The 13,961-nt window shown below is 70.2% G+C and carries 13 protein-coding genes and 1 tRNA gene; 8 read left to right on the plus strand and 6 right to left on the minus strand.

All coding sequences use genetic code 11. The features are described from left to right. The first annotated feature begins 353 nt into the window (after positions 1-353). The 5 genes from ACGFRB_RS22790 to ACGFRB_RS22810 are packed head-to-tail and all read left to right on the plus strand — an operon-like array spanning position 354 to position 4,430. Positions 354-2,426, plus strand: a complete 2,073-nt coding sequence (locus tag ACGFRB_RS22790; protein WP_393245380.1) for an ATP-binding protein — start codon at positions 354-356, stop codon at positions 2,424-2,426. Positions 2,427-2,433: 7 nt separating this feature from the next. Then, positions 2,434-2,868, plus strand: coding sequence for a roadblock/LC7 domain-containing protein (locus ACGFRB_RS22795; protein ID WP_363004516.1), 435 nt, complete (start codon positions 2,434-2,436; stop codon positions 2,866-2,868). 2 nt (positions 2,869-2,870) lie between these two features. After that, the gene (locus tag ACGFRB_RS22800; RefSeq protein WP_363004518.1) at positions 2,871-3,242 is read left to right on the plus strand and encodes a DUF742 domain-containing protein; all 372 of its coding nucleotides are present in this window, start codon (positions 2,871-2,873) and stop codon (positions 3,240-3,242) included. Further along, on the plus strand, positions 3,220-3,855 hold the full coding sequence (locus ACGFRB_RS22805; protein WP_363004520.1) for an ATP/GTP-binding protein: 636 nt from the start codon (positions 3,220-3,222) through the stop codon (positions 3,853-3,855). Before ACGFRB_RS22800 ends, ACGFRB_RS22805 begins: the two co-directional genes overlap by 23 nt. Continuing rightward, positions 3,852-4,430 (plus strand): GAF domain-containing protein, encoded by a 579-nt coding sequence (locus tag ACGFRB_RS22810; protein ID WP_361225342.1) that lies wholly within the window; start codon positions 3,852-3,854, stop codon positions 4,428-4,430. Before ACGFRB_RS22805 ends, ACGFRB_RS22810 begins: the two co-directional genes overlap by 4 nt. A 292-nt stretch (positions 4,431-4,722) precedes the next feature. Here ACGFRB_RS22810 and ACGFRB_RS22815 read toward each other — a convergent pair whose 3' ends face one another. Beyond that, the gene (locus ACGFRB_RS22815; protein ID WP_393245382.1) at positions 4,723-5,931 is read right to left on the minus strand and encodes an acyl-CoA dehydrogenase family protein; all 1,209 of its coding nucleotides are present in this window, start codon (positions 5,929-5,931) and stop codon (positions 4,723-4,725) included. Between the two features lie 663 nt (positions 5,932-6,594). Between ACGFRB_RS22815 and ACGFRB_RS22820 the strand changes: the two genes are divergently transcribed. Then, positions 6,595-6,668, plus strand: a tRNA-Pro gene (locus ACGFRB_RS22820). 509 nt (positions 6,669-7,177) lie between these two features. Continuing rightward, positions 7,178-7,399, plus strand: a complete 222-nt coding sequence (locus ACGFRB_RS22825) for a hypothetical protein (protein ID WP_393245384.1) — start codon at positions 7,178-7,180, stop codon at positions 7,397-7,399. Positions 7,400-7,804: 405 nt separating this feature from the next. On the opposite strand, the gene ACGFRB_RS22830 is transcribed toward ACGFRB_RS22825, so the two are convergent. Next, on the minus strand, positions 7,805-8,197 hold the full coding sequence (locus tag ACGFRB_RS22830) for a transposase (RefSeq protein WP_393245386.1): 393 nt from the start codon (positions 8,195-8,197) through the stop codon (positions 7,805-7,807). A 317-nt stretch (positions 8,198-8,514) separates the two neighbouring features. Between ACGFRB_RS22830 and ACGFRB_RS22835 the strand changes: the two genes are divergently transcribed. After that, the gene (locus ACGFRB_RS22835; protein ID WP_393245388.1) at positions 8,515-9,855 is read left to right on the plus strand and encodes an MFS transporter; all 1,341 of its coding nucleotides are present in this window, start codon (positions 8,515-8,517) and stop codon (positions 9,853-9,855) included. A gap of 54 nt (positions 9,856-9,909) precedes the next feature. On the opposite strand, the gene ACGFRB_RS22840 is transcribed toward ACGFRB_RS22835, so the two are convergent. From ACGFRB_RS22840 to ACGFRB_RS22855, 4 genes are all read right to left on the minus strand, one after another. Continuing rightward, entirely contained in the window at positions 9,910-10,566 is a 657-nt protein-coding gene (locus ACGFRB_RS22840; protein ID WP_393245390.1) for a hypothetical protein, read from the minus strand. After that, the gene (locus ACGFRB_RS22845) at positions 10,563-11,384 is read right to left on the minus strand and encodes an ATP-binding cassette domain-containing protein (RefSeq protein ID WP_393245392.1); all 822 of its coding nucleotides are present in this window, start codon (positions 11,382-11,384) and stop codon (positions 10,563-10,565) included. Before ACGFRB_RS22845 ends, ACGFRB_RS22840 begins: the two co-directional genes overlap by 4 nt. A 61-nt stretch (positions 11,385-11,445) precedes the next feature. Continuing rightward, a complete protein-coding gene (locus tag ACGFRB_RS22850) occupies positions 11,446-12,744 on the minus strand; it encodes a PLP-dependent aminotransferase family protein (protein ID WP_393245678.1) in 1,299 nt (432 codons plus the stop codon). Between the two features lie 109 nt (positions 12,745-12,853). After that, positions 12,854-13,957 carry an alpha-hydroxy acid oxidase gene (locus ACGFRB_RS22855; RefSeq protein ID WP_393245394.1) on the minus strand — a complete coding sequence of 368 codons (1,104 nt, stop codon included), beginning with the start codon at positions 13,955-13,957 and terminating at the stop codon, positions 12,854-12,856. Between the last annotated feature and the right edge of the window lie 4 nt (positions 13,958-13,961).

Genomic DNA, 13,961 nt, shown 5'->3' on the forward strand with positions numbered 1-13,961 from the left:
CGTGCGCCGAGGCGGGGGCGCGCGCCCCGGCTCGCGCTCCTGCGTCAATATTCCGATTACTTGTCGCTCATCCATGCTCACCTGCACTGATAAGGGGTCAAGTTCCTTCCGTTAAAGCCGTGATGGCATTCCGGAATCGTCAAGTGGGCGACTTTCGGCCGATCATTTCGAGTCGGTCGAATGAAGATCGATTCCGGAGTGGCGCGCACTCCGGGTAAGTTTGCCAACTGCGCACCGCGCGTGAACGGTTGACGACTACAGTGGCTGTTTGGTGATCATCGGTAGGCTCATCACACCCACGTAGAAACCACCCCTGTAGTACGCCGATTCCTGGGCACGTACCAAGGACACTCATGCCTCAACTTCGCGCATCCGCCGCGCGGTCCGACCGCCGTGACGGCGGCCGGCACGGCCGGTCGGGCGCCCGTGACGTCGTTCCCGCCGACGCGACCGGCCCCGCTCAGCAGCCCGCGTCGCTTCCGAACGAGACGCGCATACGCCCCCACCTTCTGCGTACCTCCGTCCTCCCGGCGCTCGTGGTGGCGCTCGCGGGCGTCGCCGCCGTGCTGATCACGATCCGGTCCACCGGAGCGGGCCCGACGACAGGACTGTGGACCGCGCTCATCGGCGCCGCCGCGCTCGCGGCCGCGGCGGTCGCCGCCGCCGTGCTCGGCGCCGAGCGGACCGCCAGAATGGTGCTCGACCGCGCCGAGGCGCTGCGGCACGCCAACTCCCGCGGCCAGAGCGAACTGCGGACGGTCGTGGAACAGCTGCGCAAGGGCGAGAGCCTGGCCCCGCGCCCCGCGCTCCCCACCGCCGCCGTGTCCGGCGACGCGCTCGACCGCCTCGGGCAGGAACTGGCCCGCTCCCACGAGGTCGCCGTGTCCGCCGTGGTGCAGGCGTCGCAGCTCTCCAGCAGTGTCGGCAACGAGCAGAAGGTCGAGGTCTTCGTGAACCTCGCCCGCCGCCTCCAGTCGCTCGTCCACCGCGAGATCCAGCTCCTCGACGAACTGGAGAACGAGGTCGAGGACCCCGAGCTGCTCAAAGGCCTGTTCCACATCGACCACCTCGCCACCCGCATCCGCCGCCACGCGGAAAACCTGGCCGTGCTCGGCGGCGCCATCTCCCGCCGCCAGTGGTCGAACCCGGTCACCATGACCGAGGTGCTGCGCTCCTCCATCGCGGAGGTCGAGCAGTACCCGCGGGTGAAGCTGGTTCCGCCGATCGACGGAACGCTCCGCGGCCACGCCGTGGCCGACGTCATCCACCTTCTCGCCGAACTCGTCGAGAACGCGACCCTGTTCTCCGCGCCGCACACCACGGTGCTGCTGCGCGCCCAGTACGTCACGGCCGGACTGGCGATCGAGGTCGAGGACCGCGGCCTGGGCATGCCGGCGGAAGAGCAGAGCAAGATGAACGCCCTGCTCGCGGACCCCGACCAGGTCAACGTGGCGCATCTGCTCCAGGACGGCCGTATCGGACTCTTCGTCGTCTCGGCGCTCGCTCGGCGGCACGGCATCGCGGTACGTCTGCAGTCGAACATCTACGGCGGCATCCAGGCCGTCCTCGTCCTGCCGCAGGGACTCCTCGGCTCCGACCCCGAGGGACTGGCGCGCCGCGAGGGCCAGGCCCCGGCCCAGGGCGCGCAGCCGCACGTCCAGCCCAAGGCCCAGACGCCCCAGATCCCGCCGCAGCAGGCCCAGACCGGCGGCCCGGACACGGCCCGGCTCGCCGGCGGCCCGGCGGGCGCACCGCGGACCGGAATCCCGGCCGCCGCCCCCGCCCCCGCTGCCGCACCCTCGGTCGCGGGCCAGGCCGCCGCGCCGCTGCCGCCCGCCGCGCCCGCCCCGGCCTCGTACCGGACCTCGCACCAGGCCCCCGTACCCGCTCCGATGGCGGTCCGGCATCCGCAGCCCCAGGCCGCGCACGCCGACAACGGCACCGGCACGGACGGATACGGGGCCCCTCTCGCGTACGGCGACACCGGCACCGACGGATTCCGGCCCCCCGGCGGCGGATACGGCGACGCCGGTACCCCGGCCGGCTCCGGCCTGTCCGGCGTACCGCACCAAGCCACCCCGGCCGGCCCGACCTTCCCGTCCACTTCGCCCCTTTCTCCCACCCCGCCTTCTCATGCCGAACCCTTCGACCCCTTCGAGCCCGGCACCGCGCACTCCGCCCCCGGCCGCGACGAGGTCCGCCAGGCCCCGCGCGCCGGAGCGCCGGGCAGGCCCGACCTTCCCATGCGGCGTGCCCAGGAACACCTCGTCCCGCAACTGCGCGACGAGCCGACGGCCCGCCGGCCCGAGGAGCACGCCCTGCACGACCCGGGGCTGATGGCCGCTTTCCAGCGCGGCATCGGACTCGCCGAAACCCAGACCACCCCCCGCGACCCGCTGCGTCCCGGCGACGCGCACAAGGAGTAGATGCACCATGGCGAGCAATGCGCCGAACGGCCATTCCGCGGATCTCGACTGGCTGCTGAGCGGCCTGGTCCAGCGGGTTCCCTACACCCGCAGCGCCGTACTGCTCTCCTCCGACGGCCTGGTGAAGTCCGTCCACGGGCTCGATCCCGACGCGGCCGACCACATGGCCGCGCTGGCCTCCGGCCTCTACTCGCTGGGCCGCAGCGCCGGCGTCCGCTTCGGCGACGGCGGCGAGGTCCGCCAGGTGGTGGTCGAGCTGGACTCCACCCTGCTGTTCGTCTCCACCGCCGGGTCCGGCACCTGCCTCGCGGTCCTCGCCGGCCGCGAGGCCGACGCCGCCGTCCTCGGCTACGAGATGGCGATGCTCGTCAAGAGCGTACGGCCGTATCTGGTCACCCCGGCCAGAGCGGCCGCGGGCACGGCGGGCGGCATGGGGCATTGATCATGGGGGCCCGCCAGGAGGGACCCTGGCTCGACGACGCGGCCGGCCGGCTGATCCGCCCGTACACCGTGAGCGGGGGGCGCACCAAGCCCACCGCCGCACTCGACCTGCTCTCCATGGTGATGGCGACCGGTGGTGCCCCGCAGGCGCATCTGGGCCCCGAACACAGTCTGGCTCTCGGACTGTGCGGCGCACCCACCTCGGTGGCGGAGATCGCCGCGCACTTAAAGCTGCCGGCCGTCGTCACCAAGGTCCTGATCTCGGACCTCGTGGACTGCGGGGCGCTCACCGCGCGCGCCCCCCGCTTCCATACCAATCCAACCGACCGATCCCTGCTGGAGGCAGTGCTCGATGGCCTACGACAACGGCTCTGAGCGCCACGACCATGGTCACGGGAGTCCCGCGGCCGACTCGATCCCCACCGCCCTGAAAGTCCTGGTGGCGGGCGGCTTCGGCGTGGGCAAGACCACCTTCGTGGGCGCGGTCAGCGAGATCGAACCGCTGAGCACCGAAGAGCTGTTGACCTCGGTCAGCGCGGCCACCGACAGCCTGGAGGGCGTGGAGTCCAAGACCACGACCACCGTCGCGATGGACTTCGGGCGCATCACCCTGGACGCCCGCCATGTGCTGTATCTGTTCGGCACCCCGGGCCAGGAACGTTTCTGGTTCATGTGGGACGAACTGTCGGAGGGTGCGCTCGGCGCGGTCGTCCTCGCCGACACCCGCCGCCTCCAGGACTGCTTCTCCGCCGTCGACTTCTTCGAACGGCGGGGAATCCGGTTCGTGGTGGCGGTCAACGAGTTCGACGGCGCCTACCGCTACGACCCGGAAGAGGTACGGGCGGCGCTCGATCTGCGGCCCGAGGTGCCGGTCGTGCTCTGCGACGCCCGGATCGCCAGCTCCGGGATCCGTACCCTGCTGACCCTCGTCCAGCATCTGCTCACCACCCTCCCGGCCCCCGTGCCGAGCTATGGAGCCATGTCATGACCTACGACCCGACCGGCCACATGCTGCTGACCCCGATCGACAAGGATGTGACCGTGCGGGTGCGCCGGCTGCGCGAACTGGGCCTCGGCGAGCAGCCGGACCCGGCGTTCGACGCCTTCGCCCACCGGCTCGCGGAGGTGACCGGGGCCCCGTACTCCATGGTCAACTTCATCGACGAGAACCGGCAGTTCTTCGCGGGGCTGCACACCCCCGCCGGTACGCACTCGGGATCCGACCTCGGCGCGAACGCGGCGGCGGGCGGCGGCGCGGGAGTCGGCCGCTTCATGGCGCGCGACCACGGCTACTGCCCGCACGTGGTGGTACGCCGCAAGGCCCTGGTCCTGGAGGACGTCTGTGACTATCCGCGTTTCGCGGGTAATCCGGTCGTCGACGAGATCGGTATCCGCTCGTACATGGGCGCTCCTCTGATAGACCGGACGGGCGTCGCGCTCGGCACCATCTGCGTTGTCGACACGGACGTCCGGCCGTGGGGCCGCGCGGGTCTGGAGACCATCAAGGCCCTGGCGGCCGAGCTGATGGAGCAGATCAACCGGCGCGAGGACGGCCTGCGCTGACGGCAGGCCGGTCCCGGCCCTCGGGGGGCACGGTCCGCGGAGGATCCCCCGTACGGATTGTGACGGGCCCTGTACAGCACCCGTCACGGAGTGTGTGCGCCTGTTGTACGCATCGGTGTCGGGCGGGCATGCCGGCGCCCCGGAGCGCGGCGCCGCCACCGCGCTCCGGGGTACGCGGGCACCGGGAGACCGCCGGGTTCCGGCCGCGGTGACCGCCGCCCGGGGTGTGGGGGCGGTGCGACCGCCGACCGGGGGTGCGGGGCGGTTCGCGGGCCGGTGCGCCGGGCGGCCGTCAGATGTGGACCGGCTCCGGCGGCTGGGTGCGCACGACCTCGGAGAGCCGCTCCGACCAGCTGCCCTTGTCCTGCCCGAGCGCGTACTCGGCGAGGCGCAGGAGCTGGATGTCGGAGGTGCCCGCCGGGGCGAAGATGTGGTGCGCGTCCCTCAGATACCGCTCGACCGGACGGTCGGTGTAGAGACCGGCCGCCGAGTGGATCTCCATGGCGTTGCGCCCGGAGTCGATGGCGGACTCGACGTTGACCAGCTTCGCGTTCATCAGCTCGGCGTCGCAGGACATGCCCTGGTCGAGCAGATGGACCGCGTGGTAGGCGGCGAGCTTCGCCGTCATCAGGCGCGACTGCATCTGCCCCAGCTTGAGCTTGACCGTGGGGAGTTCCGAGAGCGGCTTTCCGTAGCGGATGCGCTCGGTGGCGAAGCGGGTGGTCTCGTCCAGGAGGGCCTGGTGGATGCCGAGCGAGACGGCCGTGAGGTTGGCCCGGCCGTAGAGCACGCTGGAGGAGTACGCGACGGCGAGACCGTCGCCCTCGTCACCGAGCCGGTTGGCGGCCGGAACCCGGCAGTTTTCGAAGATGAGCTCGCCGAAACTGAAACCGTGCAGACCCATGGCGGGCTGCTGCGGTCCGGTTCGGAAGCCCGGACGATCGGATTCGACCAGGAAGGCGGTGAGGCCCTTCTTGCCGGGGCCGGTGCGGACCACGACCCCGTGCAGGTCGCCGACGTGGCTGTTGCCGACGAAGACCTTGGTGCCGTTGAGGATGTAGTCGTCGCCGTCGCGGACGGCGGTCGCCGTCATCCCGAGCACATGGCCGCCGGACCCGGGCTCGGTGACCGCGATGGTAGGCAGGCACTCGCCGGAGGCGATGAGCGGCAGCCACGTCTTGCGCTGCTCGTCGCTGCCGAAGTGGACGATCTTGGCGGTGCCGAGCTGGGAGGCCTGGACCATGGCCCCCATCGCGCCGCTGACCCGGGACAACTCCTCGATGATGATGGTCTTGGCGAGGTGGCCGGCGTTCATGCCGCCGTACTCCTGCGCGATCGTCGCACCGATCCAGCCCTGGGCGGCGATCAGCCGGGACAGCTCGTGGTGGACCGTACGGGAGGCTTCCATCTCGGTTATCCGCGGCCGGACTTCACTCTCCGCGAAGTCGCGGACGGTCTCACGGAGCTGGTGATGCAGCCGGCTGCTGAAGTAGCCGTCCATTTCGAGCGCCTCCCCTGCTTAAAGCCTGCTCGCCGAGTGGTCCGAGCAGGTGGTGCGTCGACAGTGGTCCCGTCCTGAACAGGCCGACCACTTCATGGTGTTGATCTTTCGGATAGGGATCAATATCGGCACTGAGTTTGTCTGAAACAGGAGTGGTTGACGTTTGTTTCTGTATGTGTTTCACGGAGACTCTCCCTGCTCCCTGCTTGATGCCGCATGTTCCTACGGGATGTGTTTCTGCCACATGCCAGAGGCAAGAGATTCGCCGCCATGGGGCGGTGGGGCGGGTCTCGTCGCCTCATACGTCCCTTCATCGTCGGAAGGAACGACATTGCGGATGGACTCCCCGGTTCCGCCTCGTGGGAACCGGGTGGGATGTGGCCTGATCGAGTCCTTTTGGCGAAGCCTGGCCGGGGCGCGAGGGCGCGCGAAACAGCGCCTTGGGGCATTACGGAAAGTGAAGGATGGTCGTCACGGAGCGTGCGCGGACTCCCGCGCCGGGGGAGTCGGGGTGAGGGGGCGGGGTGGGCGCGCGGAGCGCCCGCCCCCGGGCGCCCACGAGCCCGCCGGGGCCCACCCGTGAATCGGTTCGTGAGCACCCGTCGAAGTGCGGTATGGTTCTCATGCACGCCGGGCAAGGGAAACCCCAGGTCAGACGGGCAGCGGGACGTGGCGCAGCTTGGTAGCGCACTTGACTGGGGGTCAAGGGGTCGCAGGTTCAAATCCTGTCGTCCCGACTCGAAAGAGTCGCGGGTCAGGGGCTGTTTCAGAGCAATCTGGAACAGCCCCTTGATCGTTTTTGGGGACCACTTGGGGACCAACCCCGTCTTGACCGTGTCAGCGGGCGACGGCGATCGGGCTCGGAAGGGTCCGGGGGCGCGGAGCAAGCTGAGGTGCGCGGTCAGTGCCGCGCCGGCGGTGATCTGACGGACGTCGGGGTGCGGGTAGCGCTGGGTGGTGGTCAGGGAACCGTGTCCGGCGATCTTGCGGGCGCGTTTGCCCTTGGTTCCTTTGTCGATCAGGCCGCCGGGGGCCGGGGTCGTCTGCCGTCGGACGGTCCAGATCCAGTTCGCGGTGTCGATGTCCCCGACTCGGCAGCCGGAGACTTCGCCGATGCGTGCCGCGGTGCACGCGGCGAACGGGACGACGCTGCCTCAGCCTTGGAACTCGCCGTGGGATGCGGCGACGAGGGCGTCGGCGAGCTGGTTGAGCGCCCCCCCAGTCGGGTAGGGCCAGTGCGCGGGGGTTGCGGAGTTCGTCGGTCAAGAACACCATCGCGGTCCTCGTCCGCGTCATGGAGCAAGCGGTCCGCGACAACGTCATCAAGATCAACCCGGCTCGCGTGACCGGCTGGCAGAAGCTCTACAAGCAGGCCGAGGCTTGGGCTTCGTCCTCGCTTTCTTTGGCGGCGGAGAGAGAGTTGCGGGTCTTCTTCTCCGAGTCCCACCATCGCACCCGTGCTCGGTAGGGGGAGGGGCGGTTGGGGCGGTACTCGACATCGGTCTTGAGGTGGACACCGATCGGTATCGCCTCGGCGCTGGAGGAGGACGTTGCGGCCACGTCAGACCGCCTGTCCGGGATCGACACGGCGCGTACGCGGCCAGCGGGTCGACGTCGGTGGCGTTGTACAAGGTGACCCGACCGGACACCGAGACGAACGCAGGGCCCTGCAGAGGGCGGGCTGTGCGCCGGCGGCGGAGGGTCGAAGGATCGATTTTCAAGAGACGCGCGAGTTCGCCGGTCGCGAGCCAATCTCCGGATACGTGATCGCCGGAAGCGAGGCGACCGTCCGATGCGTGATTTTGTACTGACATGAGGTCCTTGGGGTGGCACGTTGTGCCGATGGCGCGAGTGAGTACGAGAGCCAGGTCGTTCACGCTCCTTTGGTGGAGGCGGGGTGGGAACGACGACCGTAAAGGAGAACGCGGGAAAGTCCAGTGATGGACTGTGGGATTCGCGCACGGAGAACAACTTTCTTGGTCCGCGCGGACCTTGCCGTGCTCAGCGCCGCGCTCAGCTCGGCGAGCAGGATCCGGTGCGGCTGGTCGAAGACTCCGGCCTTCTGCCATCGCTCAAGGGGTCGCCAGCAGGTCTGCCCTGAGCCGAACCCGAGTTCCAGGGGCAGTAGTTGCCAGGCGATGTCGTTGTGCAGCACGTACAAGATGCCTTGGAGGCGCAGCCGGTCCGGCGCTGGCCGAGGCCCCGGCGACCGCTCGGGCCGGGGCGGCAACAGCGGCTCGATCAGAGCCCACAAGTCATAGTCCACGATCCACGGCCGCGTAGTCACACCATCCCGAGCGACCGAATCGTCACACCGGTCACGGCCGACCAGGACCATTCAACAAGATCGTGTCACGAGCCCTCAGGGCCTCTTAATCCGCATTGCGGTCGAAAATTGCCAAAACGGGTACTTCGGTCAATCGGTGCCCGGCTCCGCAATTGGCGCGGCAAGCTGATCCTCATCATTCGGAGCGAGTTCACTAGCGTTATCCGAATCTCCAGGGACCGGTCGACGCTCCTGATTTCGCGTGTTTGAATTACCCGGACGTGTCGTTGGATGTCGACCGGGACGGGGGAGGGAAAATGATCAGGGCGCGAAGGGCGGCAAACGACCTCGCGCCCCGCGTGGCGGCCGTCGAGCGGGACCGTTCCGCCGAGCGGGCAAACCTGTCGGCCCGCCGTGATTTCCGCTGGTACTGGCTCGGCCAGACCGTGAGTGTCCTGGGCCATCAGGTGGCGATCTTCCTCTTTCCAACCACCGCCATCTTCCTATTCCACGCGTCCGATCTGGGCGTCGGCCTGCTGAACGCGGTGGGCACCGCTCCCTATCCGGTGCTGGCGCTCTTCGCCGGTGTCGCGATGGATCGTCGGCGGCGCAGGCCGGCCATGATGTGGTCGACCATGGGTACGATGCTGGCGCTTGCCTCGATACCCCTTGCCGCCGCGGCCGGGGTGCTGGGCATGGCGGAACTGTGCGCGGCGGCGCTCGCCGCCGGTTCGTTCGGCGTCCTGTACGACGTCGCCAACCAGTCGCACCTGCCGACCCTGTTGCCGCGGGACATGCTGCCGCGGGCGAACGCCAGGCTGGAGGCGTCCACCTCCCTTGCCATGCTCGGCGCGCCCGCCCTGGGCGGTCTGCTCGGCCAGTTCCTCTCCGATACCACGGCGCTGGCAGTGGTCGCCGCCACCTTCGTCGTACCAGTCCTGACGCTCATGAGTCTTCGCACCCCGGAGCCCCCGGCGCCGCCACGGCGGCCGGGGACTTCGATGTTCGCCGAGCTGAAGGAGGGCATCGAGGCCCTGTGGCGGCACCCGCTGCTGCGCCCCGCGACGGTGGCCGCCGTGGTGCGGAACCTGGGCAACGCGGCCGCCTCGACGGTGTCGTTGCTCTTCGCCTACCGGACCCTCGGGCTCTCGCCCGGAACGGTTGGGGTGCTCTTCACTCTGGTGGGCCTCGGTGGGGTCGGCGGCGCGTGGATGGCGGACCGGCTGCTGGCCCGCTTCGGCCTCGGGGCGACCCTCGTCGCCGCCTGTGCCTCCGGAGCCGTGTGGGCCGCGGCCCCGATGGCCCTGTGGCTGCCGGCTGTGCCGACCCTGGTGGTGGTCGGCGCCTCGGCCTCGGTGTGGGTGCCGGTGTGGAACGCAACGATTACCACCTTGCGGCAGTCGGTGACCAGGTCGGATCTGCTGGGCCGGGTGCATGCGACGTCACGGGCCATCAACTTCTGCGCGATGCCCCTCGGAGCCCTGCTGGGCGGGGTGGCCGTAGATGTCCTGGGCGGCGCCATGGGTCCGAAGGCCGGCACCGGGTGGGCACTCGTGCTGACCGGGCTGGCCTCGGGGGTCGCGACGGTCGTGCTGCTCCGTTCCGGACTGCGCTCGGTGCGGGAGATCCCCGACGACGCGAGCGAGGCGGCGGCGTAAGCGACCGAAGGGACGTCCCGCACCCGCGGGGGCGTCCCTTCGGTTCTTCTCGGCTCAGCTCTTCTTGACGGTGATCGCGTGGGTGACGGCCGTTCCCCCCGCGAGTAGCACCGCGGCGGCGGCGACCAGCACGCCCGTGGAGCCCAGGACGTCCGCCGAATTCGTCGCGTGCTGGAGGTCGGTCATCATGATGTTGACTGGCGACACGCCCTTGCCGAGCATGACGGCCATCAGCAGCACCAGGGCGAAGAGGAGCGCGTAGCCCTGCCGCCGGAACACCAGCCGTGAGCAGACCAGTCCGATGGCCATGCCGATGAAGGCGCAGCCCAGCTGGGCCTCCGTGCCGAGGACCAGATCGGCGAAGCGGACGGTGTGGGTCCCGAACAGCAGCGGCAGCGCCAGACCGGCCACCGTCAGCAGCAGGCACCAGGCGGCGGCGGTCGCGACCGAGCCGAGCAGGACCCTCCGATGGCTGCCCGCGCTGATGACGACGATCGCGCGGTGCGGCTGGTCCTCCAGGCCGATCAGCGCCATGGTGAGCCAGGTGGAGCACAGCAGCATGGCCCCGGCCACCGCGGCGTAGGTGGCGGAGAGCGGACCGGTGTCGCTGCTGGTCAGCACGGCGGCCAGGCCGACGAACAGGAGCAGCGGCGCGAGGTAGCGCTGGGAGAGCAGCAGCACCGTGAACATGTAGCGGACCAGGGGGATCATAGGGCGACACTCCTGGCGTCGGCACGGGAGCCGTGGTCGTGCGCGGCCCTGGCCACCGTGTCCACCGACCAGCGGTGCTGCAGTGCCGTCATCAGGATGGTGTCCGAGTGCTCGCGGGTCACCCGCAGGACGATGCCCTGGCCCCGGCGGGCGACGTCCACCACGCCCGGGAGCGAGTACCAGTCCAGCTGAGCCGGGGCGGCGCCGGTGACCGGCGCCGTCAGGACGAGGTCGGCCATCAGGGCGGGGCCCTCGGCGTGCGCGCCGCCGCGCCAGGTGACCCGGCCGTCGGTGATGGCGTAGGCACCGTTGGCATGTGTCCCGGTGATCGCCTCCCGGTGGTCGGTGAAGACCACCGCGCCGCCCTGGGCGGCCACCTCGTCGATGAACTCGCCCAGGACACCGTGGGCCGAGACGTCCAGGCCCGACCAGGGCTCGTCGAGGACCAACAGGCCGGGCCGGACGAGCAGGGCCTGGGCCAGCGCGACCTTCTGTGCGTTGCCCTTGGAGAGCTTGCGCAGCGATGCGGTCGGGCCGCCGACGAGGGCGAGCCGCTCCAGCAGTTCTCCGCCGCGGGCACGGGCGGCGGCGGAGGACATGCCTCGGATGCGGCCCATGTGAGTGAGGTAGGAGATCGCCGAGATGCGTTCGTGCGCCGTGAAGCGATCCGGTACGTAGCCGACGGTCGGCGGTCGGCCCGAGACCGTGCCGGACGAGGGCTGGGACAGTCCGACCAGGATCTTCAGCAGGGTCGACTTCCCGGAACCGTTGGTGCCCACCACTGCGACGGCGTCGCCGGCGGAGACCTTCATGTCCACGTCGCTGAGGATCCACCGTCCTGCACCGTAGCGTTTGCAGACAGCTTTGCAGTGTAACAACTCAACTCCCGACTGTGATCTCCGCGCTGACGCTACTACAGTCAGGCATCGAGGCGGTGTCCCTGTCAACACGACGCACACCGAGGTCGGTAAAAAGGGTTGCAAGCCTGTTCAACCCTTCTTCCAATTGTTCACTGGAGAGTGAACTGCAGGACAGCCGGAGCTGGTTTTTGCCGTCCTTTCCGTCGTAGAAATGCGACATCGGAGTCCAGAGCACGCCGAACTCCTGGCCGGACCTTTCGAGTAATTCGTCGTCGACGGTGAACGGCACATTGACGACGACGAAGAAACCGCCGTGCGGGGTGTTCCAGGAAACGTCCGGGCACCGCTGGAACCGTGCTTCCAGGCCGCGCAGAGCGTGCGCCAGATTGCGTCGGTAGATCTGCTGTTCGCCGGAGGTCGCCCGGGCCAGGCTGAAGTCGTTCTCCAGCAGGGCGCCGCCGATGACGGCCTGCGAGATCGGCGAGGTGTTGACGGTGACCATGCTCTTGATCCGCGAGAGCTGCTCGGCGAATACGCCGACCTGCCCGCGCCCGTCGCGCACCCGCTGCTCGGCCACCAGGTAGCCGACCCTGGCGCCGGGGAGGACGGTCTTTGCGAACGATCCTAGGTAGACCACCGTCCGGTCGGTGTCCAGCGCCTGCAGCGTGGGCAGGCGCCCGGAGCCGTTGTGGAACATTCCGTACGGGTTGTCTTCCAGGAGGAGGATCCCTTCGCGGGCGGCCAGGTCGAGCAGTTCGCGGCGGGTCCCGAGGTCCAGGCGCAGCCCGGACGGGTTCGCGAAGTCCGGCACGATGTAACAGGCGCGGGGGCGCAGCCCGCGCTCGCGGGCCTGGCGCAGCGTCGCGGCCAGGTCCGAGAGGTCGACGCCGGTGGTACCGCTCGCCACCGGCACCACCGGCATGTCGACCAGTCGTGCCGCGCCGGTCAGGCCCACGTAGGTCGGTGCCACGGCCAGGACGACGTCGCGCTCGTCCCGGCGCAGACTGCGCAGGGCCAGGAACATCGCCTCCTGGCAGCCGACGGTGACGACGATCGACTCGGGATCGACGTGCATCCCCTCGTCCACCTCGAGGTGGCGTGCGATGAGGTGGTGCACGATGCCGCTGGTCCGTCCGTACTGGCACAGGGCGCGGCTCACCTCGGCCGGGCCGTAGCCGAGGTCCGTCGACAGGTGGTCGCAGAATCGCTCCAGGTGGCGGTGGACCGACCGGACGTCGAAGTGGTCCTCCGTCGGTCGGCCCGGCGCGAAGGACAGGGCGTTCGGGTAGCGCGCGGTGACCTCGTTGAGGAAGGTCATGGAGGCGAGCGCCGGGTCCTCCAGTGAGGCGTGCAGGTCGGCGAGGTCCAGGTCGGCGAGGTCCGGGGCGGAGGCTTCCCGGCCGGCGGCTTTTGGTGCACGATGGTCGTCAGTCACCGGGCACCCACCTGCGGGCGTGCAGCCCGGCCGCGGCGGCCAGGTCGGCGCAGCCGGCGAGCAGCATGCCCTCGCGCAGCTCGTCGTGCAGGACGGACAGCGCCTCGGAGACTCCCTTCTCACCGTCGGCGGCCAGGCCCCACAGGACGGGCCTGCCCAGCAGCACCCCGGCCGCCCCGAGCGCCAACGCGCGCAGGACGTCCGTGCCGGTGCGCACCCCGCTGTCCATCAGGACCTCGCACTGCCCGCCGACCGCCTCGACCACCGCGGGCAGCTGGGCGATGCTGGGGACGGCGCCGTCGAGTTGGCGCCCGCCGTGATTGGACACCACCACGGCGTCCGCGCCGCACTCCACCGCCCGTCGGGCGTCCTGCGGGTCCAGGATGCCCTTGACCAGGAGGGGCAGTTCCGTCCGCCGGCGCAGCTGTTCCAGCTCCGCCAGGGTCGGGACGCCGAAGAGCGCGCGGGTGTGTGCGGCCACCGCGGACACCCCGGACGCCGGGCGGTGCGCCAGGTCGTCGAGTCCGGGCTCGAGCAGCGCGGCCCGGACGTGCGGGGGCAGCGTGAACCCGTTGGTCACGTCCCGCCAGCGCCGGCCCATGACCGGCACGTCCACGGTCACCACGAGGGCCCGGCAGCCGAGTTGCTCCGCCCGGTCCACCAGTGCCTCGCGTGCCTGGCGCTCGCGCAGCCAGTACAGCTGAAACCACACGTCGGCGCCGGTCTCGACGACCGCCTCGATCGGGTGGCTGCTCAGGGTGCTGAGGATGAACGGCACCCCGGCGGCGCGGGCCGCCCGGGCGGTGGCGAGTTCGCCGTCGGGGTGCAGCAGGCGCTGGTAGGCCATCGGCGCCACGAGCAGCGGCATGGCGGCGTCGGTGCCCAGCAGCCGGCCGCTGCAGTCGGCGGAGGCCGTGTCGGTCATCACACGGTGCACCAGCGTCACCGCGTCGAAGGCGGCCCGGTTCGCGGACAGCGTCGTCTCCCAGCCGCTGCCGCCCTCGACGAAGTCCCACGCCTCGGGCGCCGTGGCGGCGTGCGCCGCGCTCCGCAGGCCGGCCAGGCCGGGCGGCGCCGTGGCAGCCGGATGCCGCATGCCG

This window comes from Streptomyces sp. NPDC048718, from assembly GCF_043198875.1.
In the GTDB taxonomy this organism is placed as follows: domain Bacteria; phylum Actinomycetota; class Actinomycetes; order Streptomycetales; family Streptomycetaceae; genus Streptomyces.

Excerpts from the sequence above, each read along its gene's own strand:
- ACGFRB_RS22835 (WP_393245388.1), top strand. The coding sequence starts at position 8,515 with ATGATCAGGGCGCGAAGGGCGGCAAACGACCTCGCGCCCCGCGTGGCG.
- ACGFRB_RS22795 (WP_363004516.1), top strand. The coding sequence starts at position 2,434 with ATGGCGAGCAATGCGCCGAACGGCCATTCCGCGGATCTCGACTGGCTG.
- ACGFRB_RS22790 (WP_393245380.1), top strand. The coding sequence starts at position 354 with ATGCCTCAACTTCGCGCATCCGCCGCGCGGTCCGACCGCCGTGACGGC.
- ACGFRB_RS22840 (WP_393245390.1), bottom strand. The coding sequence starts at position 10,566 with ATGATCCCCCTGGTCCGCTACATGTTCACGGTGCTGCTGCTCTCCCAG.
- ACGFRB_RS22805 (WP_363004520.1), top strand. The coding sequence starts at position 3,220 with ATGGCCTACGACAACGGCTCTGAGCGCCACGACCATGGTCACGGGAGT.
- ACGFRB_RS22850 (WP_393245678.1), bottom strand. The coding sequence starts at position 12,744 with ATGACCTTCCTCAACGAGGTCACCGCGCGCTACCCGAACGCCCTGTCC.
- ACGFRB_RS22800 (WP_363004518.1), top strand. The coding sequence starts at position 2,871 with ATGGGGGCCCGCCAGGAGGGACCCTGGCTCGACGACGCGGCCGGCCGG.
- ACGFRB_RS22815 (WP_393245382.1), bottom strand. The coding sequence starts at position 5,931 with ATGGACGGCTACTTCAGCAGCCGGCTGCATCACCAGCTCCGTGAGACC.
- ACGFRB_RS22855 (WP_393245394.1), bottom strand. The coding sequence starts at position 13,957 with ATGCGGCATCCGGCTGCCACGGCGCCGCCCGGCCTGGCCGGCCTGCGG.
- ACGFRB_RS22810 (WP_361225342.1), top strand. The coding sequence starts at position 3,852 with ATGACCTACGACCCGACCGGCCACATGCTGCTGACCCCGATCGACAAG.